The following is a 22,335-nucleotide window of genomic DNA, read 5'->3' on the forward strand; positions in this document are numbered from 1 at the left end:
GGCGTCGAACCGAAAGTGGCGCTCAAATCCGATGGATGTTCTCGACAGACCAAGCCCGCGAAAAGATGGCAAAGTCTTATCCAATACCTTTGCTCAACGAGTCATAATCTCTGGGACGTCACACTAGTTTCCACGCAACGAAACCAAGGAGATTTTGAGATGCGCGCCGTCGGCTTCAACACACCCCAGCCCGTTACAGCCGAAACTTCCCTGCTCGATATCGAGCTGCCCGTGCCGGAAGCGAAGGGCCGAGACCTGCTGGTCGAGATCAAGGCGGTCTCCGTTAATCCCGTCGACACCAAGGTCCGCGCCTCGGCGACTGTCGAAGCCGGCCAATATCGGGTTCTCGGTTACGACGCGGCCGGCATCGTCAAAACCGTCGGGCCCGACGTCAAACTCTTCAAGCCGGGCGACGAAGTCTATTACGCCGGCGCAATCAACCGCCCGGGCACCAATGCGGAGTTCCATCTGGTCGACGAGCGGATTGTCGGTTTCAAGCCGAATACGCTGGGCTTCGAGGAAGCCGCTGCGCTGCCGCTGACGGCAATCACCGCCTATGAGGCGCTCTTTCATCGCATGAAGGTCGAGGACAAGGTGGCAGGCGCGTGGAATGCGGTTCTCATCATCGGCGGCGCCGGCGGGGTGGGTTCGATCGCCATCCAGCTCCTGCGCGAGCTTTCCGACGTTATCGTGATCGGCACCGGCTCACGGCCCCAGACCCAGCAGTGGATCAGGGAACTCGGCGCCCATCACGTGCTCGACCATTCGAAACCCATGGCGACGCAGCTTGCCGAGATGGCGATCGGCGCGCCCGCCTTCGTCTTCTCGACCACCCATACCGACCAGCACATCAAGGACATTATCGAGCTGATCGCGCCGCAGGGCCGGTTCTCACTGATCGACGACCCAAAGGAGCCGATGGACCTGCGCCCCTTCAAGAGTAAGGCGCTCTCCATCCACTGGGAGATGATGTTTGCCCGGCCCGTCTGGCAGACAGCGGACATGATCGAGCAGCACAAGCTTTTGAACCATGTCGCCGAACTGGTGGATGCGAAGAAGATCCGCACCACGCTTTCCGAGGTACTCGGCACGATCAGCGCCGCCAATCTCAAAAAGGCCCATGCGATGATCGAGAGCAACCGCACCAGGGGCAAGCTCGTGCTCTCCGGCTTCTGATCGCGCAGAAGCCCGCCGTGGCTGAAACGGCGGACTCTTGCCCGGCAGGCCTGCGGCCAGTCGATCAGGCCTGGATCACGACCACACGGGCACCGACCTTGACCCGTTCGTAAAGATCGATGACGTCGTGGTTCATCATGCGGATGCAGCCGCTCGACATGGCAAGACCGATCGATTCCGGCTGGTTCGTGCCGTGAATGCGGAAATGCGTGTCGTTGCCGTTGCGGTATAGATACATGGCGCGGGCGCCCAGCGGATTGTTCGGGCCGCCCGGCACGCCCCCGGCGAGCTTCCGGTAGCGGGCTTCCCGACGCTGCATGTTCAAGGTCGGCGTCCAGCTCGGCCATTCCGCCTTGCGTCCGACATAGGCGTTGCCTGCTAGCGCCAGACCGGCGCGGCCGACGCCGACGCCGTAACGGATCGCGCGACCTTCACCAAGGACATAAAAGGCGCGGCGAGCCGGCGTATCGACGACGACGGTTCCGGCGGGGTGCGCCGTTTCATAGGCCACTTCCTGGCGGCGAAGTTCCGGCTTGATCCTGTCGAGCGACACGGCCTTTAACGGGAATTCCTCGTTCGGCAAAGCCGCGTAATTCGCCTCTGGAACGGTGGAAGCGCAGCCGGCCAGCATCAGCGGCAGACCGACCAGAAAACCGCGACGGGAAATCGACATGAATGTGTCCTTGGTGCGTCGGAACGATGACCCAAGACTTAAGAATATTATGGTTAATAGACGTTTAATTCAGCCCGACGCGCCAGCAAACATCCTGCTCTTATCGCAAACCATGAAGAAACGGGGCACCGCAGTGCCCCGCGGTCCGCCGAGGTCGTTCAATTCCACTGCTGGCTACGCCATTCCCACGGCGTCACTTCTCCGTTCTTGTCGGCATCGGCCGCATCGTAATGGGCCTTGGCGCCGGCTATGAACTCGACCTGGGTCACGGTGCCGTTCTTGTCCTGATCCATTTCATCGAAACGCGTGAGCTTCGCCTTCTCGCGGGCAGCCTGCCGATCCTTGTTCCAGCCCATCTGCGGTCCCATCCGCACGGCCATGTATTCGTCCTTGCTCAGATCGCCATTGTCGTCAGCATCCATCGCGATGAAGACGTCCTCGGCGGCGGACGCAGCCTCCTCCGCAGTCACCTTGCCGTCTCCGTTCGCATCGATCATGGCGAATCGCCCGCGGCCAGGCGCGTGCATCATGGGGCCTGAACCCATGCCCATTCCCCAGCCCGGGCCACCGAAACCGCGCCCCCAGGGGCCGTCACCATAGGCTTGCGAATAGGCCGTACCGGCAAGGAGGCCTGTGCTCGCCACGACGACGATTGCTGTCAGTATCCGTTTCATCTCAGTTCTCCCTAGATCAACAGAACCGCGGCCCGACACCATGGACGACCGCATGCCGATGCTAGTCGGTTTGCGGGAACGGGCCTTGCGGCAGATCAAGGGAAAAGGCGGCCCGTTCCGGAGGCTGCGCAATTCGCCGGCGGGGACAGGCGGCGAGCCTGTCTTCCGCAGGGCAGCGGTCGCGAGAACTACCTGCGATGATCACATATTCTGGTAAAGCGGCCCTTCGCCGCCCTGGGGCGGGACCCAGTTGATGTTCTGGTTGGGGTCCTTGATGTCGCAGGTCTTGCAGTGGACGCAGTTCTGCGCGTTGATGACATAGGTCATCTCGCCATCCTTCTCCACCCATTCGTAGACGCCGGCCGGACAGTAACGCGCCGAAGGGCCGCCATAGACGTCGTGTTCGGAGCGCTTCTGCAGGTCCATGTCCTTGACCTTGAGGTGGACCGGTTGGTCCTCCTCATGGTTGGTGTTCGAGAGGAACACCGAGGACAAGCGGTCGAAGGTGAGCACCCCGTCCGGCTTCGGATAGTCGATCTTCTGATGCTTCGATGCGGGTTCCAGGCTCTCCGCATCCGTCTTGCCGTGCTTCAGCGTGCCGAACAAGGAGAAGCCGAAGAGCTGGTTCGTCCACATGTCCAGCCCGCCGAGCGCAATGCCGAGGCCCGTGCCGAACTTCGACCAGAGCGGCTTGACGTTCCTGACCCGCTTCAGGTCCGTGCCGATCGCGGTCTGCCGCCATTCGGTCTCGATCTCGATCGGCTCGTCATTGGCGCGGCCGGCGGCGATCGCCTCGGCGATCTTTTCGGCCGCCAGCATGCCGGACAGAACCGCATTGTGGCTGCCCTTGATGCGCGGCACGTTGACGAGACCGGCCGAACAGCCGATCAGCGCGCCGCCGGGGAAGGACAGTTTCGGTACCGACTGGTACCCTCCTTCCGTGATGGCGCGGGCGCCGTAGGAAAGACGCTTGGCGCCCTCGAACGTGGTGCGGATCGAAGGATGCGTCTTGAAGCGCTGGAACTCCTCGAAGGGGTAAAGCCAGGGGTTCTTGTAGTTGAGATGGACCACGAAACCGACGGCGACGAGATTGTCCTCCAGGTGATAGAGGAAGGAGCCGCCGCCGGTCTTCATGCCGAGCGGCCAGCCGAACGAATGCTGCACCAGGCCGGGCCTGTGGTTTTCCGGTTTCACCTGCCAGAGTTCCTTCAGGCCGATGCCGTATTTCTGCGGCTCGCGGCCGTCCTGCAGGCCGAAGCGGGCGATCAGCTGCTTGGCGAGCGAACCGCGCACGCCCTCGCCGATCAGCACGTATTTGCCGAGCAGTGCCATGCCGCGGGTATAGTTGGGGCCGGGCTCGCCGTTCCTCTCGATGCCCATGTCGCCGGTCGCCACCCCGATGACCGCGCCCTGTTCATCATAGAGCACTTCGGTCGCGGCAAAGCCCGGATAGATCTCGACGCCCAGTGCTTCCGCCTTTTCGGCGAGCCAGCGACAGACGTTTCCGAGCGAGACGATGTAGTTGCCGTGATTGTTCATCAGCGGCGGCATGGCGACGTTGGGCAGACGGATCGCGCCGGCAGGACCCAGGAACAGGAACTGGTCGTCGGTGACCGGCGTCTTGAAGGGATGGCCCTCCTCTTCCTGCCAGCCGGGCAGAAGCCTGTCGATGCCGATCGGATCGACCACCGCACCGGAGAGGATATGGGCGCCCACTTCCGACCCCTTTTCAAGCACCACGACCGTCAGATCCGGGTTGACCTGCTTCAGGCGGATCGCCGCCGCAAGCCCCGCCGGCCCCGCGCCCACGATCACCACGTCGAATTCCATGCTCTCCCGTTCGGGAAGTTCCTGTTCGTTCATATCCAACTCCGCTCGCCGGCCCCTCCCGGCGTCTGTTCAGGCACCTGTTGCGGCAGGCATCCTGTCTTGGCAAAAGCCGCCCCGCTTGTCGAGGCGGGAAAACGTCTTCAGCCTTGCCATTCGCGCAAATCGCCTTTCCGTTTCTTCAACTTACTTTTACGTTCACGTCAACTATAAGGCGCGAACCGAAGAAAGCAAGTTCGGCCTTTCGCGACCAAATGCCCCTGCTATAAAGGCCGACAGTCCGAAGACAGGAATGGAAGGAACAGCATCATGGATCTCGGTCTTACCGGCAAACGCGCTCTCGTGCTCGCCTCATCGCGCGGCCTCGGCCTCGGAATTGCGAAGGCGCTCGCGGCGGAAGGCGCGAACGTGCTGCTCGTCGGCCGCTCAGGCGACCGCCTCGCGGAGAACTGCAAGGCGATCAATGCCGAAGGCAAAGGCAAGGCCGAATGGGTCTGGGGGGATATTGCCGACGACAATTTCGTCGCAGCCATGGTGAATGCTGTCAGGGAGAAGCTTGGCGGTATCGACATCCTCGTCAACAACACCGGCGGCCCGACACCCGGCACGACGGAGGATATGACGGCCGACAAGCTCGACACCTTCTTCCAGTCCATGGTGCTGCGCGTCATCACGCTTACCAATGCGCTGCTACCGCAGATGAAGGAACAGGGTTTCGGCCGCATCCTGACGGTCGCTTCCTCCGGCGTCGTCGAACCGATTGCCAATCTCGCGCTTTCCAACACGCTGCGTTCGGCGCTGGTCGGCTGGAACAAGACGCTTGCGACGGAAGTGGCCAATTTCGGCATCACTGCCAACATGCTGCTTCCCGGGCGCATCCATACGGACCGTATCGATGAACTCGACGGTGCAAATGCAAAGCGCACCGGCAAGTCGCTCGAGGACGTGCGTGCCGCCTCGCTCAAGACGATCCCCGCCGGTCGTCTCGGCAAGGTGGAGGAATTCGCCGCCGCCGGCGCTTTCCTCTGCTCGGTTCCCGCAAGCTATGTCACCGGCACGACGCTGCGGGTCGATGGCGGCGCCTCGCGCTCGATCTGAGCATCGTCGTTCAATATTGATTCGAATTGAGGCCTTTCTCTTCGGAGGATCTCAATTCCCGTGACGTAGGAGACGAGCCGGCCCTGAAACCCACAGCATCGGCCCGAAAATCGGAATCGATTTTCGGAAAGCACGATGCGTAGATTCAAGGAGATAGAGCGTCCTTTGTGCGTCCATTCGGACGCACGGCGCTCTAGGGATCGCCGGCATGATCGAAAGCGTTCCGGAGGTATGCGAAGATTCTTCGCCGGACAGTTCTTCCGCGCCGCATGCGCCGGTCTCCGCCGCCGCGGCGATTGCGGAAATGCTTGCGGCGGGAGACATGCCGGGACGCGATGCCGGCGACCGGCCGGCGCGGCCGATTTCCGCGGCAGCCACGATCGCCAGACCGGCACCCCTTAACGCGAGGCCGCTCGGTGCCTTCGAGGATGCGGTCATCTTCAACCTGCTCGACAACCTCTCGCCTTCGAGCCGCATCGCCGGCTTCGTTCTGTCCGAAAGCGAGGAGCCGGCGCCAAGATCGCTGATCACGGCCTATTACGAAGACGCCTGATCGCCTTCCGATATCACGCAATCGCGTCTCGCGATCCGCCCGGCCCGGGCCTATGATCCGATGTTCCCTGACCCTCGGAGATTTCCCATGAAATTCGCACGACTGGCGCTTTCCGTGATCGGTGTCCTGCTGATTGCTCTCGGCCTTCTCTGGATCGGCCAGGGCAGCGGCATCTTTCCCTACCCGGCCCGGAGCTTCATGATCAACCAGACGCCCTGGCTCATCAACGGCGCGATCGCCGCCGTCATCGGGCTCCTCGCCATCGGGGGCGCACGGCGGTTTCTCCGATAGCGGCATAGATCCGCCTGTCGCGAGACGGTCAGCCGGGATCAGTCGCGATAATTCGACAACCACTTGACGCCCGCTGCGGCCACAGTGACGAACCCCATGAAGCCCGCCCAGGTTTCAACATAGACCGGTGGTGTGGCCGGCAACGTCCCTTCGATGTTGAAGTAGCCCAGGGTGAGCATGCCGGCGCACAGAACGAAAGCGAACGTCGCCCAAATCCATATCCGCAGGTATGACATTCATCTCCTCCTCCGCTGACGCGCGGCAGAAAAATAAACGAACGGCGGCGCCGGGAAAGTAAGCCAATCGACGTAAGTCCTTCAGGTGAAGCAAGGCGTGAGAGTAACCTTAACGAATAACCTGAATATCGAACTCCACTTGCATCGGCGGCCTCCGATGCCGTTTATGGTTGGCGCGCTGCAGCGCTGCCTAGGCGCTACGGGCGGTCGGGCCTGGGGGGCCCGGCCGCTTTCGGTTTTCAGCGCGAGAACTCTTCGAGATCAGAACCCCGCCGCCAGTTTCGGAAAGTCCTCGATCAGCCCGTCCCGCACCACGAAACTGATCGGTTCCTTCGGATACCGTTTGGTATCGACCAGCAGCCTTGCGAAGATGACGCGCCGTTCATCCTTCATCGCCCAGCCGACGAACCAGCCGAGCGGGCGGTCGCGATCCGTCTTGCCGGCCTTGTCGCGCAACCAGCCGGAACCGGTCTTGCCCTGGATGTCCCAGCCGTCGCCCGCTTCGAAATGCGGGGTGATGGCGAGCGTCATGTCGACGGCATGTTCGGAGATCGGCAGGCCGCCGGTCAGGAAACGGCGGATGAACTGCACCTGCTCGTCGGCCGAAATCTTCAGCGACGACATGAGCCAGGCTTCGGTCAGGCCGCCGGAGACATCGCGATTGCCGTAGCCGAAGCGCTGGATGTAATCGGCGAAGGCGCGTTTTCCGAGCTTGCGGGTCAGCTCCTGCGAATACCAGACGATCGAGTCCTTTTCCCAGATCAACGGATCGACATCTTTCTTCACCCGATCCGGCCCGCCGAACTTCGCCTGGTATTTCCAGCGCGGGTTTTCCGCATCGGTCAGGATGCCGGCGTCATATCCCATCATGGCCAAAGGAAGTTTGAAGGTCGATTGCGGATAAAAGCCCTGGTCGCAGGTGCCCTGACGATAAAGTGTCTCGCCGCTCTGCTCATCGATAATGACGGTGCAGCGGATCGGCTCCGCCGCCCCGGCCGACGCAAAATCGAGGAAAGCTGCGGTAATTCCAAGAGAAAATGCCAGAATAAGGGAATTTCTGAAAGCCATGGTCAAAGCTCCGGTTGATGGGACATGGTTTTCTAGGCCGGCTTGCGAGCCCCAATCAAACGATGATATCTGCGGCGAGCCATAAACTGAATTAGGGCATTGCCATGGTTAGGCCATATTTGCCGCTGAACGCGCTGCGCGCTTTCGAAGCCGCCGCAAGACATCTCTCCTTCACCCGGGCGGCGATCGAGCTCTGCGTCACGCAGGCTGCCGTCAGCCATCAGGTGAAGCTTCTGGAACAGCGACTCGGCGCGACGCTCTTCCGCCGCCTGCCGCGCGGGCTGATGATCACCGAGGAAGGACTGGCGCTCTTACCCTCGTTGCAGGAGAGTTTCGACCGCATGGCCGACATGCTGGAGCGGTTCGAGGGCGGGCATGTGCGCGAGGTGCTGAAGCTCGGAGCGGTCGGCACGCTGGCGGTCGGCTGGCTGTTGCCGCGTCTCCACGATTTTCGGGAAAGATATCCGTTCGTGGACCTCAGGCTTTCCACCAACAACAACCGTGTCGACATCGCCGCCGAAGGGCTCGACTACACGATCAAGTTCGGCAACGGCGCATGGCACGATATCGAGGCGGAGGCGCTGTTCGAGGCGCCGCTTTCCGTGCTCTGCATTCCGGCGATCGCAAAGCAGCTCATGTCGCCGGAGGACGTGACGCACCAGACGCTGCTCCGCTCCTACCGCGCCGACGAATGGCCGGGCTGGTTCGAGGCGGCGGGCGTCGCCTCGCCACCGATCCGGGGCATGGTGTTCGACAGTTCCGTGCTGATGATCGAGGCGGCCTTGCAGGGTGCCGGCGTGGCGCTCGCCCCGCCGCTGATGTTCTCCCGGCAGCTCAGCTCGGGCGCGCTCGAACAGCCTTTCGAGATCTACATTTCCAAAGGCAGCTATTGGCTGATCCGGCTGAAGTCGCGAAGCGTGACGCCGGCGATGGAAATGTTCCGCAACTGGCTTGCGGAACAGGCGGCGGAGACGCGGGGAACGGCCTAGGCGGCGTCCTCGGTCGCCCGGCGGGCGGATTTCATCGCCTCGGTGATCGCCACCGTCTCGACCGAAACGCGGGTGACGCGCATCAGGAGGTCGATGACCTTTTCCTTGTAATCGGCAAAACGGTAGGTGTTGAACTTTTCGCGGATGGTCGGGTCCTTCGGCGTCTTTTCCCGGTACTGGTCGAGGATCCATTCGAGCCCGGAGCGGTTGCCGAGCCGGTAGGTCCAGGCCGCCGCCGGGATGCCGGAAAGCTGGGTTTCGCTGTCGAGGCGGATGATACCGTTCTCCTTGTCCGCCTTGAGGATCGCCTTCGCCGAAACGCCCGCCGCCCTCGCCTTCTCGTCCGGCGTATCCAGACGCTCCAGCGGCCAGGGCTCGACGGTCTCGTAGCCGATATGCAGTTCCATCAGGCGTTTGCCCCAATCGGCCCAGGCCCGGAAATCCGGATAGAAGGGGATGCGGGGAAATTCGCGCTTCAGGTTCAGCGCGTATTTTTCGCGGTAAACCGGATCGTGCAGCACGCCATAGACATAGTGAAAAATGTCTTCCTTCGAAATCTTCTCCGCCTTGCCGTAATGGCTCTGGAACTGTTTCAGGCCCCAGTCGGTGATGTTGTCGACCCGCTCGCCGGAGGATGTGTAGCGGTAGAGGGGAAGACCATTCGTTTTGTCTAGTGTGTCGTGGTGCCAAAGGTCCGCAGTAGCGAGGATTTGGAAAGGTTTTTGACTAGGATATCCCGACAACAAAATAGTCGGGTTTGGTCCGTTCAAAGTTATATGTCCAAGCTGATACCAATCTTCGTTCAGAGAGGAATCGAAGTAGGTGAACTGCTGGCTATATGGGCGGTAGAGCGAGGAGCGAATTGGAGTTCTGGAATACACAAGCTGCCGGTTATCGACGATTAGTCGTTTTAGTTTCCTCGTCCATTTCAAATGATATGAAATTAAGGTGTTCACGTTGAGCCTATTCACTTGGCCCGTAAGTCGATTGCGCTCGGCCTCGTAAGCAGAAATCAGCGCAGATGTTTTCACACCAAGAAGCTCTTGCGAATAGTCCGTCACCCAATCGTCTCGATTAGTTTTCACGCCCAATGAAAAGAGTTTGAATAGAGCTTTTTGCTGTGCTGACGTTTTCGCCGATTTTGTTTTCTTATCAGCAACTGGGGTTAATTCATCCCATTGGTTTTCGGCAAGATTGACCCAATTCCCCTTCTTGTCTGGCTCGATCCTTTCGAACGCGAGCGTCGAGAGTTTCTGCGAACCCATAACGCAAGCTTGTCCTCCGCCGTATCGAATTCCGGCCGGCGGGCGTAGAATATCTTGCAGCCCCTCTCGCGGCGCCGCTTGACCATGAAGGAGATGGCGACGCCTGTCTGGATGCCGAAGACATTGTGCTTCGTGCCGGACAGCTTCGGGTTGGCGCGCACGTCGCCGCCGAGATCCACCACGTAGATCTCATGGAATTCCTCGGCCACAGCCTTGCGGAAGCCGTCGAACGTGCGGCTGTCGATGAAGGAACGGTTGGTGACGAAGCAGAGCACGCCGTCATCGTGCATGCGGTCCGACGCCCAGCGGAAGAAGCGGGCGTACATGTCATAGACCTTGGTCTTCTGCGCCGTCGAAAGCCTGATGTAGCTCGACTTGATCAGTTCGTCGATGCGCTCATATTTCCGGTTCTTATTATTGTCGTTCTCGTTCTGCTGGTTGGCATTATACGGCGGGTTGCCGATGATGACGGAAATCTTGCGCTTGTTCTGGCGCTTCACGCGCTCGATGTTCTCGTCGGAGAAACCCGCGAACATGTCGTGCTGGTGGCCGGCGCGGATGCCGAGGCCCTCCACATTGTCCAGCGTATCGACGAAGCAGAGGTTCGGATATTCGGCGAACTGGCCTGATATCGCCGCATAGGTCGCCTCGATGTTCAGGTTGGCGACGTAATAGGGCAGGATCGCCACCTCGTTGGCGTGCAGCTCGTTCTTGTATTTGTGGGCGAGCTTCCTCGGGTCGCCGCGGAAGTATTCCAAAAGCTCGCAGATGAAGGTGCCGGTGCCCGTCGCCGGGTCGAGGATTTCCACGTGCTCGTCGACGAGGTTCCTGCCGAAATGCTTTTCGCAGAGCCAGTCGGCGCCCTCGATCATGAACTTGACGATCTCGTTCGGCGTATAGACGACGCCGAGGCGATCGGCCTTCTTTTTATCGTAGACCTTGTAGAAATTCTCGTAGATCAGCTTCAGGAAGGTCTGCTTTTCCTGGTGGCCGGTGATCTGCGCGGCATTCGCCCGGATCGCCGCATAATAGGGTTCGAGCCCCTTCAGCGTGTCGCGCTTCACCGCGCCGGTGAAGAACTCCTCCTCCAGCGCGTAGAGTTCGTGGGCGATGTTGTTCTTCTTGTGGAAGTCGCTGTCGTTGAAGACGTGGGCAAAGATTTCCTCGGTCAGGATGTGCTGGATCAGCATTTCCCGGACATCCGCCTCTCCGAGCGTCGGATTGATCGTCTCCTTGCAGGTTTCGAGGAAACGGGCGGCGGCGGCGCGGAAGGCGGCATTCTCCCGGTAGGCCGTATCGATGCGCTGGCGCAGCGCCTCCAGCACGGTCGGCAGGTCGGCCTTGAACTTCTCCACCGCCTTGCGGAACTCGGCGATTTCCGGCCGCTCATAACGGAAGAACAGCGATACCAGCCGCAGCAGCCCGGCCGTATCGGTCATCGAGGCGCGGGTGACCTCCTGCCGGTTCTGGATGAGCACCGCAATCTCGGAATTCTCGAAGATGATATTGTCCTGCGGATAACCGCGGGCGAATTTCTTGCGGATCTCCTCGTCGAGATCGTCCTTTGTGTCCTTCGCCTCCCAATAGCCGTGCGGCACGCGGATATCGTGCAGCACCGTGCCGTCAGGACGAACCGTCGTCTTCATCGTCGTCTCGACCGGATATTCCTCCAGGAAGACGAGCTTTTCGGAGGACGCCCAGGACTCCAGCAGCCGCCCGAAAGCCCGGCGGATGACCTGTTCGTTCGACAGGCCCGAAAACTTCCTGAGCCGGTCGATCTCGGCAAGATACTGATTGATTAGCTGCTGGCTCATGTCACCCCCTGGAGCGGGGACATTAGAACGCGCCGGCTCCGAGCGAAAGCGCGAATTCTCGCACGGTACAACCGTTTTAGGCCGTGGTCCGGGGTTGCCATCCGCCTCCCCTTGTGCGATCACGCGCCCTCTCAAAAAATCCGGGGCGCGCAATCAAGCGCCCTTTTCGCGTTCGGGGCCTCCGGCTTCGGTTCAATGATCTTCGGTGGACAAAAGGAGCACGGCCATGGCACGGGCGCTCGGGCTTGATTTCGGCACGACGAATACGGTTCTGGCGCTTTCGGACGGCGCCGACGCCACGCATTCCATGCGCTTCACGAGCAGCGCCGGCGAGACCGACACGATGCGCACCGCGCTTTCCTTCATGAAGGACCCGGTGATGGGCGCGCAGGCGCTGAAGGTCGAGGCGGGACAGGCGGCGATCCGCCAGTTCATCGACAATCCCGGCGACTGCCGCTTCCTGCAGTCGATCAAGACCTTTGCGGCAAGCGCACTCTTCCAGGGCACGCTGATCTTCGCCCGCCGGCACGTCTTCGAGGACCTGATGGAGATTTTTCTGCGGCGGCTGAAGACCTATGCGGAGGAGAACTGGCCGAGCGACGTCTCGCGGGTCATCGCCGGAAGGCCTGTGCATTTCGCCGGGGCCAATCCGGACGCGAAGCTCGCCACCGAGCGCTACAACGCGGCGCTGACACGGCTCGGCTTTCCGGAAATCCACTATGTCTACGAGCCGGTCGCGGCGGCCTATTACTTCGCGCAGACGCTGAAATCCGACGCGACCGTGCTGGTCGCGGACTTCGGCGGCGGCACGACCGACTATTCGCTGATCCGCTTCGAGCGGCAGGCCGGCAAGCTGATGGCGACCCCGATCGGCCATTCGGGCGTCGGCGTCGCGGGCGACCATTTCGACTACCGGATGATCGACAATCTGGTGGCGCCCGAGATCGGCAAGGGCACGTTCTTCAAGAGCTTCGACAAGGTGCTGGAAGTGCCGGCTGGCTATTACGCCAATTTCGGCCGCTGGAACCAGTTGTCGATCTTCAAGACCACGCGCGAATTCACCGATCTCAAATCGCTGGTGCGCTCGGCGCTCGATCCGGACAAGCTGGAGCTCTTCATCGACCTCGTCGAGCATGACGAGGGCTATCCGCTCTACCAGGCGATCTCCGCCACCAAGATGGCGCTGTCGGGCGCGGAAGAGGCGGAATTCCACTTCCCGCCGCTTGGGCGTGCGGGCCGGAAGGTGGTGAAACGTTCCGATTTCGAGACGTGGATCGCCGACGACCTGGCGCGCATCGAAGGCGCGCTCGACGAGGTGATGGAGAAAACCGGCACGGTGCCGGGAGAGATCGACAAGGTGTTCCTGACCGGCGGCACGTCCTTCGTGCCGGCCGTGCGGCGCATCTTCACCCGGAGATTCGATGCCGGCAAGATCGAGAGCGGCGGCGAGCTGCTGTCGATCGCCCACGGCCTGGCGCTGATCGGCGAAAGCGACAACGTCGCACAATGGGCGGCGTGAGAGGGGCCGGAAGGTTTATCCTCCCTCATCTGTCGGGAATGCCCCTCATCCGGCTGCCGCCACCTTCTCCCCGCTCGGGCGGGGAGAAGGGATATGCCGCACCGGCGTCCCAAAACTCCAGTTGCGATCTGGGCACATCCCCTCTCCCCGCATGCGGGGAGAGGGTTAGGGTGAGGGGCAAATTCCCATACGGGACTGCTGCGCCGTCATCCGAAACCGGTTCCCCCTCCCCGGCGACATGCTATAGGGTAGTCCCATGAACGCCACACAAACCCTCGACGCCCAGGAGCTCGCCGCCCTTCTGCATTTCTATGCGGATTCGGGCGTCGAATGGCTCGTCGAGGATGAACCGGTCGATCGTTTCGCCCAGTTCGCAGCGCAGAAGGCCGCGGAGGCGGAGGCGAAAATGCCGGCATCGGCCCGCCAGCCGCAGCCGCCGCAGAACGGGTCTGCCCCCGCCCCCCGGACGCGAGGCGAAACCGCGACGCAGAACCGCGCCGCTGCGGGGGCACGCCCGGCGGCACCCCCATCGGTCGCCGTGCCGGATAGCGAGGCCGTGGCCTCGGCCCGGTTTGCGGCCGAAAGCGCCCGCTCGCTCGTCGAACTGAAAACCGCGCTCGAAGCCTTTACCGGCTGCAACCTGAAGAACGGCGCCCGTTCCACCGTCTTCGCCAGCGGCGACCCCTCTTCCGGCATCATGGTGATCGGGCCGACGCCGAATGCCGACGACGACCGCGACGGCCTGCCCTTCTCCGGCCGGCAGGGCCAGTTGCTGGACAGGATGCTCGGCGCGATCGGGCTTGCGCGCGAGGCCGTATTGCTCACCAACATCATTCCCTGGCGTCCGCCGGGCAACCGCATGCCTTCCGATGCCGAGCTCGAAATCTGCCGGCCCTTCCTCGAACGGCAGGTGGCGCTCGCCGAACCGAAACTGTTGTTGCTGCTCGGCAATTTTCCGGCCCGCTTCTTCTTCGGCGCCAATGGCACGATCCATTCGCTGCGCGGAGAATGGCGCGACATCACCTTCGGGGGAATCGATGCGGCGGCGATCGCGACGCTGCATCCGCAGGAGCTTCTTGCAGCACCCGCCAACAAGGCGCTTGCCTGGCAGGACCTTCTGACCTTCAAAAAGCGGCTTTGAGGCCATCGACTGCCCGCATTTCGGGCAGAAGCTTGCGGAATTGCCACAAGATTACAAAAATATGAAAAACGCCATGCGCCTGACGCATGGCAGTGCGGCGTTCTGCTGCATTGCAGAATCAATGTTGCGCTGCAATATTGGCATCATGTCTTGGGAGGAACAGGTTTAAGGAACCAAGGCAATGACGACGCGCTTCCGCCCGATCCATTCGGGCTTCGAAACCCTCCGGATCGCAGGCCTTCAGCCGCGCTCGACGCAGGGTTATCACCGTTTCGGCTCAGCGACGAACGAGCAGATGACGTCCCGCGCGATGGCGCGCCCAACCGGCATCACGCGTCCGGCTGCCGTCTTCGCCGATTTCCGCGAACGCTGATAGCCAGGACAAGGAAGCAGCCATGACGGCCATCCTCCACCCGATCCGCACGCTCCGGGAAAACCTTTCTCACATCGGCATGGCCGTGAACGCCTCGCGTGAACTGAGCCGCGCGGGTGCCGCCCGGCACAGCTCCGAAAAGATCAACCCGGTCACGGCGGCCATCCCGCTCTGATTTTCAGGTGCCCGCCCCTGGCGGCGATGCCTTGCGCGCCGCCTTCCGCTCCAGCCCGAGCTGGTGTTCGCGGTAGATGATGAAAATTCCCGCCGAGACGGTGATCGCCGTTCCGATGAGCATGCTGACCGTCGGCACATCCCCGAACAGCACATAGGCAATGCCGATCCCGAGCAGGATCGACGTGTATTCGAACGGCGCGACCGTCGAGACGTCGGCATTGCGGTAGCCCTCGGTCAGAAGAACCTGTCCCACTCCGCCGCAGAAGCCGGCACCGATCAGGAAGAGCTTTTCCGACGTGGACAGTTCCACCCAGCCGAAGGGCAGGCTGACCAGCGAAAACACCGCCCCGCTCAGCGAGAAGAAAAGCACGATCGTCGCCGTTTTCTCTGTGCGCACGAGCTGGCGTGTCTGTATCATCGCAAACCCGGCCAGCACTGCCGATATGATGACGGAGACCGCGCCGATCGCCTGTTCGGACTCCATGCCGCCCTGTTCGAACATGGTCAGCTTCGGCCAGGAAATGATGACCACGCCGATCATGCCGATCAGAACCGCGGTCCACCGATAGACCCGCACCGTCTCCTTCAGGAAGATTGCGGCAAAGACGACGGCGAGCAGCGGCGTGGAATAGCCGATCGCGATCGCATCCGGCATGGGCAGATGCACCAGTCCATAGAACCCAAAACCCATGGAGAGAATGCCGAGAAAACCACGCTTCAGGTGCCCGAACGGACTGTCCGTGCGAAATGCGCCCCGCAATTCGCCCTCGAACGCGAGATAAGCCACGATGGGCACGATTGCGAAGGCAGAGCGGTAAAAGGTGATCTGGCCGGCTGGAATATCAGACCCCGCGGATTTGATGCAGGTCTGCATCATCACGAAAATCACCACGGAGGAGACTTTGAACATGATCCCCCGAAGGGGATTCAAGGCATCGGCGGCGGCCATCAACAACTCATTGAAATCTTAGGCCGCATCGAAAACGGAGCCTGCAATGAAAAGGAGGGGATTCAGTTTGTCGGCAGAGTAACGGAAAAGCGCTGTGCGCGGGATCAAAACTGATGATGGGTTGATCAATATCCGTGACCTGATGAAAACTTCCGCGAAATATACCGAAACAAAATGAGGTTTAATTTAGCCAAAGTTTCAACAATCGTTTAGCATTGCATGCAAGTATGCGCGCGGCGTCGGGCAAATGCCAGTGAACGGGAGCATTCATCACTCCCAATGCCATTTTTGAAGAGCCGGTTCAGGAAGCAACATGCGAACAGATACGGGCCAGATCGTTCATCTGGCAGATTACCGCCCCACCGATTTCGTCCTGGAACGCGTCGATCTGACTTTCGAGCTCGACCCGACCAACACCAAGGTGGAGGCGCGGCTGATCTTCCACCGGCGCGAAGGTGTCGATCCCTCTGTACCCCTCGTCCTCGACGGCGACGAACTCACCCTTTCCGGGCTGTTGATTGATCAATCCGAAGCGCCAGCCAGCCGGTATGACGCGACGCCGGAAAGCCTGACGATCCGCGATCTGCCGGCCGAAACACCCTTCGAGGTCACCGTCACCACCTTCATCAATCCGGAAGCCAACAGCCAGTTGATGGGGCTCTACCGCACCAGCGGCGTCTATTGCACCCAGTGCGAGGCCGAAGGCTTCCGCCGCATCACCTATTTCCCGGACCGTCCCGACGTTCTTGCGCCCTATACGATCACCATCATCGCCGACAAGGCCGCCAATCCGGTTATGCTGTCGAACGGCAATTTCCTCGGTGGCGGCGATTACGACGAAGGCCGGCATTTCGCCGCCTGGTTCGATCCGCATCCGAAGCCTGCCTATCTGTTCGCGCTGGTGGCGGGCGACCTCGGCGTGGTCGAGGACACGTTCACCACCATGTCGGGCCGCGACGTCAAGCTCCGGATCTACGTGGAGCACGGCAAGGAGCCGCGCGCCGCTTACGCCATGGATGCGCTCAAACGCTCGATGAAGTGGGACGAGGAACGCTTCGGCCGCGAATACGATCTCGACATCTTCATGATCGTCGCCGTCTCCGACTTCAACATGGGGGCCATGGAAAACAAGGGCCTCAACGTCTTCAACGACAAATACGTGCTCGCCGACCCCGAGACCGCAACCGATCAGGACTACGCCAATATCGAAGCGATCATCGCGCATGAATATTTCCACAACTGGACCGGCAACCGCATCACCTGCCGCGACTGGTTCCAGCTCTGCCTCAAGGAAGGGCTGACGGTTTATCGCGACCACGAGTTCTCGGCCGACCAGCGCTCGCGCGCCGTCAAGCGCGTCGCCGAAGTGCGGCATCTGAAGTCGGAGCAGTTCCCCGAGGATGCAGGCCCGCTCGCCCATCCCGTCCGCCCGACGAAATATCGCGAAATCAACAATTTCTATACGACGACAGTCTACGAAAAGGGCTCGGAAGTCACCCGCATGATCGCGACCCTGCTCGGGAGCAAGGATTTCAAGGCGGGCATGGACCTCTATTTCGAGCGCCATGACGGTCAGGCGGTCACTGTCGAGGACTATCTGAAGTGCTTCGAGGATGCGAGCGGTCGCGATCTTGAGCAATTCTCGCTCTGGTATCATCAGGCAGGGACGCCGCTCGTTACGGCTTCGAGCAGCTACGACCAGAAAAAGGGGACATTTACGCTGTCTCTGGAGCAGATGCTTCCGGCCACGCCCGGCCAGTCGAACAAGGAGCCGATGCACATTCCGCTCTCCCTGGCGCTGATCCTCGACAATGGCCAGATTGCAGCGCCGACAGCCGTCAAGGGCGGCGAAATGACCGGCGATGTTCTGCATCTTACAGAGCGCAAGCAGACCTTCACGTTCTCCGGCATCTCGTCCCGACCGGTTCTGTCGCTCAACCGCTCGTTCTCGGCGCCGATCAACCTGCATTTCGACCAGACGCCGGCCGATCTTGCCCATATCGCCCGCCACGACACCGACCTCTTCGCCCGCTGGCAGGCCCTCACCGACCTTGCGATGCCGAACCTCATGCAGGCGGCACGCGACGCCCGCGAGGGCAGGGAGATCACCTGCGATCCGGCGCTCACCGCAGCCCTTCTCGAAGCCGCCGGTGACGAGGCGCTGGAGCCCGCATTCCGCGCGCAGGTGCTGACGCTGCCGAGCGAGGCCGATATCGCCCGCGAACTCGGCGGCAACAACGACCCGGACGCGATCCATGCCGGAAGGCATGCGATCCTTTCGGCGATCGCCAGAGAGGGGAACAAGACCTTCCTGCGCCTCTTCGATGAGATGAAGATTGCAGGTCCCTATGCGCCGGATGCCGCAAGCGCGGGCAAGCGGGCGTTGAGGAACAGCGCGCTTGCCTACCTGACCTATGCGGAAGGGACACCCGCCCGCGCGGCGCAAGCCTTCGCCGCTGCCGACAACATGACCGATCTGGCGCAGGCGCTGACGCTGCTCGCCCACCGGTTCCCGGACTCTGCGGAAGCGCAAGGCGCGCTCGATACGTTCCTGAAGCGGTTCGACGGCAATGCGCTCGTCATCGACAAGTGGTTCTCGATCCAGGCGACGATTCCGGGCGCGGGCGCACTCGCCCGGGTCAAGGCCTTGATGGAGAACCCGCGCTTCGTATCGACCAATCCGAACCGCGTACGCTCGCTGATCGGCACTTTCGCCTTTGGCAATCCGACCGGCTTCAACCGACCGGATGGCGAGGGCTACCGGTTCCTCGCCGAGCAGATCCTTTCGATCGACCCGAAGAACCCGCAGCTTGCCGCCCGCATCCTCACTTCGATGCGGTCCTGGCGGTCGCTGGAGCCGCAGCGTGCGGACCATGCCCGCTCGGCGCTGGCAACCATCGAACGGGCCGAAACACTGTCGACCGACGTGCGCGACATCGTCGAACGCATGCTGAAAGGGTGAACCTGCGGCGCCAGGCTATTCCACATCGATGCCGTTGATGTCGATGGCGACCGCGACCCGGTCGAGGACGGGCCGGTTATCGGGGCCGATGGAATAGACGCGGCGCCTGGTGGGGAAGACGAGCCCCCCGAAGGTCCTGGGTTCGGTCGCATAGTTGGCGCTGGACGTTCCGCCCATGATCTCGACGCTGTAGTCATGCCGGCGCAAGATTCCGGCTGCATCGAAGTAAAAGATCTGCTCGGTGGAATGGCTGGCGACATCCGGCGGGAAGGTGACCCTCAGCCGTCGCCACGTCTCCCCTTGCTCATCCCAAGGCTCCATTTCATCGAGAATGAAACCGGGCAGCCCCAACAGGAACGGCGTCGTCAGATATGTCCACATCGCATATCCCGAAAAATAAGCGAGGTGCTGTGCGTCCCAGGGGGTCTGGATCACGTGCCCCTCGAAAGCCGACCGCGGGCGCTCCCGTTCTTCGAGAACCTCGTTCCGATCACCGAGGATGGCCGTGCGGGCAGGCTCATATTGGCTGTGATGACCCGGCTCGATGAACGGCGAAAACTCGGCATGCTGGCGATGCGGATCGATCGAAACGGCGACGTCCGACAGGACGCCCGGCCACCCTTTGAGATGCCACATCGCTCCCGCGACAGAAATCCTGGCCGTCAGCTTCCTGACTTCGCGCCAACGCTCCCACCCGCCATGCGCCGCAACGGCAAATTCCAGCAAATCGCTCATGCCCGTCTTCTCCTTTTAACAGCAAACCCGCGGATTCCGGTTTAATTTTGAAACCTGTCGACACATAATCCCATTTGGTTTAAATTTGCAACCAATCTTGCATGGTACTGCAAGTATCCTGGAGACGCAGATGAAGGGCAGGAAAACCAATTTGGAAGGAGCGGATTGCGGCATTGCACGCAGTCTTCAGATCGTTGGAGACTGGTGGACGCTTCTGATCGTTCGGGACGCCTTCCGCGGGCATCAGCGTTTCGGGGAGTTTCAAAAGAATCTCGGCCTCGCCAAAAACATCCTGTCGGCGCGGTTGAAAAAACTCGTCCAGGAAGGAATCTTCACCATCGAGGTTCACACGAATTCCCCATCGAGCCCGCGCTACATCCTGACGCCTAAAGGTGAGAAGCTCTACACCCTGCTTGTCGCGCTGTGGCAATGGGGAGAGGAAAACTGTTTTGAACCGGGTGAACTGGAGACCGAAATGGTGGACACGATCGATGGCGCACCGATCGAGAGGTTGCAAGTCAAGGCGGCCGACGGACGTCTTCTAGGCCCCCGCGATTTCCGCCTCGCCTCCAGGCCGTCGTCGGTGGGAGCGTAAGGGGCAGGTAGGATCACTTTCCGAAAAATCGCGCGACGAGCGCCCGGCAGTAGTCGGGCGTCGGCTCCCTGTCACCGAACAGGATGTGATAGACAATCGGCGCCACCACGAAATCGACAGCCTCGCCGAGATCGAAAGGCGTCTCGCCCCTTGCCGAGGCCATTTTCCGCAGGGTCTCCAGATGATGATAGGTATATTGGCAGCATTTTACCGGAGCATTGCCTTCCAGGCTTCCGAGCACGTCCGCGAGCAGTGCGCGTCCTACTCTTGAGGACATTTCCTCCGCATATTGCAGGATGAAGGCTTCGAAATCGGAAGTCATCGCTCCCGTATCTTCAGGATCGGCGACCGGTCGCATGCGGTCGACAGCTACATCCGCCAGAAGTTCAGAAAGATCACCCCAGCGGCGATAGATGGTCGACGGAGTGACGCCCGACTTGTCGGCGATCATCGGCACGGTGATCTCGCCCCGGTCCATGTTCTTCAGCAGTTCCTGAACCGTGCGATGCACCGCCTCCTGGATCCGCGCGCTACGCCCGCCCTGCCGCAACATCTCCCTCGCCACTTTTCTTCTCCTTGCCGGCATTCCGCCGGAAAATCGTTCTTATTAATGCAAAGATATTGCATTAGTGTGGAAATGCAACTAAATGCCGTTAACGCTAAAGATTTGCGTTTAGGTGAACCTATGAGCAGTATCCTCCCCTCTGCAACGTCTCCATCCGCTTTCCGGATGACGGTCTACAGCTTCACATTCGCGGTGCTGATTTCGGTCTGCAGCAGTGCGCCAACTCCGCTCTATCACCTCTATCAGGAACTTTTTGACCTCTCGCCAGCGATGATCACACTGATCTTCGGGTCCTATGCCTTCGCGCTCCTTGCCGCGCTTCTGACGTTCGGCGGACTTTCCGATTACGTGGGGCGCAAGCCGCTGATCCTCGCTGCCCTTGTTATCAACGCCACCGCGCTGGTGATCTTCATGCTGGCCGAATCCGGCGCCATGCTGATGGTCGGCCGCATCGTCCAGGGCATCGCGACCGGCCTCGCCTTTCCGACTTTCGGCGCCACGATCCTGGACGCCGACAAACGGCACGGGCCGATCCTCAACAGCATAACGGCCTTTCTCGGTCTGATGATCGGCACGCTTGCGGCCGGCACGCTCGTGGCCTTCGCGCCTGCGCCGACATATCTCATCTACGCGATCCTGTTCGTCGCGACCATCGCCGGCACTATCGCGCTCGCCTTCATGCCTGAAACCATCACCAGACGACCTGGCGCGCTCGCCGCAATGCGGCCGCGCATCAGCGTGCCACCCCGTGCCCGCGGAGCGCTCATCAAGGTCACGCCGGTCAATGTTGCCAGCTGGGCGCTTGCCGGCTTCTACCTCTCGCTTATGCCGACGCTGGTCGCGGTCGCGACCGGCATTACCTCGCCTTTCGTCGGCGGCGCAGTCGTCGCCACCTCCATGCTCAGCGCCACGGTCTCTGTCTTCGTTTTTCGCGCGCTCGCGCCGCAACGGGTTCTGTTCTCGGCTACGACCGGGCTGATGATCGGCGTTCTGATCACGCTGCTCGGCGTGGAGGAACGAGCCGTCGGGCTTCTCTTTCTCGGTACGGCGGTCGCTGGTCTCGGTCTTGGATCGATCTTTTCAAACATCCTGAAGATCGTTCTGCCGCTCGCTGAAAGCCATGAACGGGCCGGCCTGTTTTCCGCCTTCCTGGTGGAAAGTTATCTCGCCTTTGCGGTTCCCGCTATCATCGCCGGCCTTGCCGCACCGGCACTGGGTCTCTCCGCAACGGCCTACATCTATGGCGCGGTCGTCATCCTGCTTGCCGCGATTTCCATCGCGGCCACCCGCACCGGCCTCATCGAAAACCCGGCTGTCTGACCTGACAGCCGGTTCGCTCACCCGAAGAGGGACTATACTGGTTTTGACCGGCCAGCCTTTTTGTTCGATGAGATCATCGGCGCCATATTGGCCGGCCTGCTTCCGATTGCGCTCAATGCCGATGACAAGGGCTGATCGCTCCGCCCGGCGCAGGTGATTTGCCCCTCCGTTTGACAGGCAACCATACAGCGAACCGCCCGGCCGGCATGGGTCTCGTCCGATTCGCAATTGAATCAAAGTGTTAAAAAAATATTAGCAACCCTCTGGACACGAAGAATCACTAGTGATTCATTAGGTTAGATTCGGGCGAGCGGCGCCTCGAATCACACGAGGGA

Annotated in this window: 22 protein-coding genes; 12 read left to right on the plus strand and 10 right to left on the minus strand. The window is 61.1% G+C overall.

Annotation, left to right across the window (positions count from 1 at the left end; translation table 11 throughout):
- Positions 1-159: 159 nt before the first annotated feature.
- Positions 160-1,176: a zinc-binding alcohol dehydrogenase family protein gene (locus ABK249_RS21580; RefSeq protein WP_037157437.1), complete on the plus strand. Its 1,017-nt coding sequence runs from the start codon at positions 160-162 to the stop codon at positions 1,174-1,176.
- A 64-nt stretch (positions 1,177-1,240) separates the two neighbouring features.
- Here the strand turns inward: ABK249_RS21580 and ABK249_RS21585 are convergent, their stop codons facing one another.
- From ABK249_RS21585 to ABK249_RS21595, 3 genes are all read right to left on the minus strand, one after another.
- The gene (locus tag ABK249_RS21585; protein ID WP_037157440.1) at positions 1,241-1,849 is read right to left on the minus strand and encodes a L,D-transpeptidase; all 609 of its coding nucleotides are present in this window, start codon (positions 1,847-1,849) and stop codon (positions 1,241-1,243) included.
- 158 nt (positions 1,850-2,007) lie between these two features.
- Positions 2,008-2,523, minus strand: a complete 516-nt coding sequence (locus ABK249_RS21590; protein ID WP_037157443.1) for an EF-hand domain-containing protein — start codon at positions 2,521-2,523, stop codon at positions 2,008-2,010.
- A gap of 201 nt (positions 2,524-2,724) precedes the next feature.
- A complete protein-coding gene (locus ABK249_RS21595; RefSeq protein WP_037157446.1) occupies positions 2,725-4,386 on the minus strand; it encodes an electron transfer flavoprotein-ubiquinone oxidoreductase in 1,662 nt (553 codons plus the stop codon).
- 273 nt (positions 4,387-4,659) lie between these two features.
- Here ABK249_RS21595 and ABK249_RS21600 point away from each other — a divergent pair, with 273 nt between their 5' ends.
- The 3 genes from ABK249_RS21600 (at position 4,660) to ABK249_RS21610 (ending at position 6,292) form a co-directional block, all read left to right on the plus strand.
- Positions 4,660-5,448: an SDR family oxidoreductase gene (locus tag ABK249_RS21600; protein WP_037157449.1), complete on the plus strand. Its 789-nt coding sequence runs from the start codon at positions 4,660-4,662 to the stop codon at positions 5,446-5,448.
- A 208-nt stretch (positions 5,449-5,656) separates the two neighbouring features.
- Positions 5,657-6,001, plus strand: a complete 345-nt coding sequence (locus ABK249_RS21605; RefSeq protein WP_037157452.1) for a hypothetical protein — start codon at positions 5,657-5,659, stop codon at positions 5,999-6,001.
- Between the two features lie 87 nt (positions 6,002-6,088).
- On the plus strand, positions 6,089-6,292 hold the full coding sequence (locus ABK249_RS21610) for a hypothetical protein (RefSeq protein ID WP_037157456.1): 204 nt from the start codon (positions 6,089-6,091) through the stop codon (positions 6,290-6,292).
- A 38-nt stretch (positions 6,293-6,330) separates the two neighbouring features.
- Here ABK249_RS21610 and ABK249_RS21615 read toward each other — a convergent pair whose 3' ends face one another.
- Together ABK249_RS21615 and blaOXA are read right to left on the minus strand one after the other, a co-directional pair.
- On the minus strand, positions 6,331-6,528 hold the full coding sequence (locus ABK249_RS21615) for a hypothetical protein (RefSeq protein WP_037157459.1): 198 nt from the start codon (positions 6,526-6,528) through the stop codon (positions 6,331-6,333).
- 261 nt (positions 6,529-6,789) lie between these two features.
- On the minus strand, positions 6,790-7,596 hold the full coding sequence (gene blaOXA, locus ABK249_RS21620; RefSeq protein ID WP_037157461.1) for a class D beta-lactamase: 807 nt from the start codon (positions 7,594-7,596) through the stop codon (positions 6,790-6,792).
- A 104-nt stretch (positions 7,597-7,700) separates the two neighbouring features.
- Between blaOXA and ABK249_RS21625 the strand changes: the two genes are divergently transcribed.
- Positions 7,701-8,585 carry a LysR family transcriptional regulator gene (locus ABK249_RS21625; RefSeq protein ID WP_037157464.1) on the plus strand — a complete coding sequence of 295 codons (885 nt, stop codon included), beginning with the start codon at positions 7,701-7,703 and terminating at the stop codon, positions 8,583-8,585.
- On the opposite strand, the gene ABK249_RS21630 is transcribed toward ABK249_RS21625, so the two are convergent.
- Positions 8,582-9,850: a type ISP restriction/modification enzyme gene (locus tag ABK249_RS21630; protein ID WP_348863966.1), complete on the minus strand. Its 1,269-nt coding sequence runs from the start codon at positions 9,848-9,850 to the stop codon at positions 8,582-8,584. The genes ABK249_RS21625 and ABK249_RS21630 overlap by 4 nt on opposite strands.
- On the minus strand, positions 9,751-11,664 hold the full coding sequence (locus ABK249_RS21635) for an Eco57I restriction-modification methylase domain-containing protein (RefSeq protein WP_348863967.1): 1,914 nt from the start codon (positions 11,662-11,664) through the stop codon (positions 9,751-9,753). The genes ABK249_RS21630 and ABK249_RS21635 overlap by 100 nt, the downstream gene beginning before the upstream one ends.
- Before the next feature lie 226 nt (positions 11,665-11,890).
- Between ABK249_RS21635 and ABK249_RS21640 the strand changes: the two genes are divergently transcribed.
- The 4 genes from ABK249_RS21640 (at position 11,891) to ABK249_RS21655 (ending at position 14,872) form a co-directional block, all read left to right on the plus strand.
- Entirely contained in the window at positions 11,891-13,183 is a 1,293-nt protein-coding gene (locus ABK249_RS21640; RefSeq protein WP_227702280.1) for an Hsp70 family protein, read from the plus strand.
- Positions 13,184-13,439: 256 nt separating this feature from the next.
- The gene (locus ABK249_RS21645) at positions 13,440-14,324 is read left to right on the plus strand and encodes a uracil-DNA glycosylase (RefSeq protein WP_348863968.1); all 885 of its coding nucleotides are present in this window, start codon (positions 13,440-13,442) and stop codon (positions 14,322-14,324) included.
- Positions 14,325-14,505: 181 nt separating this feature from the next.
- The gene (locus ABK249_RS21650; protein ID WP_037157473.1) at positions 14,506-14,697 is read left to right on the plus strand and encodes a hypothetical protein; all 192 of its coding nucleotides are present in this window, start codon (positions 14,506-14,508) and stop codon (positions 14,695-14,697) included.
- Between the two features lie 22 nt (positions 14,698-14,719).
- Positions 14,720-14,872 carry a hypothetical protein gene (locus tag ABK249_RS21655; protein WP_348863969.1) on the plus strand — a complete coding sequence of 51 codons (153 nt, stop codon included), beginning with the start codon at positions 14,720-14,722 and terminating at the stop codon, positions 14,870-14,872.
- A 3-nt stretch (positions 14,873-14,875) separates the two neighbouring features.
- Here the strand turns inward: ABK249_RS21655 and ABK249_RS21660 are convergent, their stop codons facing one another.
- On the minus strand, positions 14,876-15,823 hold the full coding sequence (locus ABK249_RS21660) for a DMT family transporter (RefSeq protein WP_227702277.1): 948 nt from the start codon (positions 15,821-15,823) through the stop codon (positions 14,876-14,878).
- Between the two features lie 313 nt (positions 15,824-16,136).
- On the opposite strand from ABK249_RS21660, the gene pepN reads away from it, so the two are divergent.
- A complete protein-coding gene (gene pepN / locus ABK249_RS21665) occupies positions 16,137-18,785 on the plus strand; it encodes an aminopeptidase N (RefSeq protein ID WP_348863970.1) in 2,649 nt (882 codons plus the stop codon).
- Between the two features lie 15 nt (positions 18,786-18,800).
- Here pepN and ABK249_RS21670 read toward each other — a convergent pair whose 3' ends face one another.
- Positions 18,801-19,520, minus strand: a complete 720-nt coding sequence (locus ABK249_RS21670; RefSeq protein WP_037157484.1) for a hypothetical protein — start codon at positions 19,518-19,520, stop codon at positions 18,801-18,803.
- A gap of 130 nt (positions 19,521-19,650) precedes the next feature.
- Between ABK249_RS21670 and ABK249_RS21675 the strand changes: the two genes are divergently transcribed.
- Complete coding sequence (locus ABK249_RS21675; protein WP_348863971.1) at positions 19,651-20,115, plus strand: winged helix-turn-helix transcriptional regulator; 465 nt, start codon at positions 19,651-19,653, stop codon at positions 20,113-20,115.
- Positions 20,116-20,128: 13 nt separating this feature from the next.
- Here ABK249_RS21675 and ABK249_RS21680 read toward each other — a convergent pair whose 3' ends face one another.
- A complete protein-coding gene (locus tag ABK249_RS21680) occupies positions 20,129-20,701 on the minus strand; it encodes a TetR/AcrR family transcriptional regulator (RefSeq protein ID WP_415926466.1) in 573 nt (190 codons plus the stop codon).
- Between the two features lie 99 nt (positions 20,702-20,800).
- Between ABK249_RS21680 and ABK249_RS21685 the strand changes: the two genes are divergently transcribed.
- On the plus strand, positions 20,801-22,000 hold the full coding sequence (locus tag ABK249_RS21685) for an MFS transporter (protein WP_348863973.1): 1,200 nt from the start codon (positions 20,801-20,803) through the stop codon (positions 21,998-22,000).
- Positions 22,001-22,335: the final 335 nt, after the last annotated feature.

It is taken from the genome of Neorhizobium phenanthreniclasticum (assembly GCF_040066075.1).
In the GTDB taxonomy this organism is placed as follows: domain Bacteria; phylum Pseudomonadota; class Alphaproteobacteria; order Rhizobiales; family Rhizobiaceae; genus Neorhizobium; species Neorhizobium petrolearium.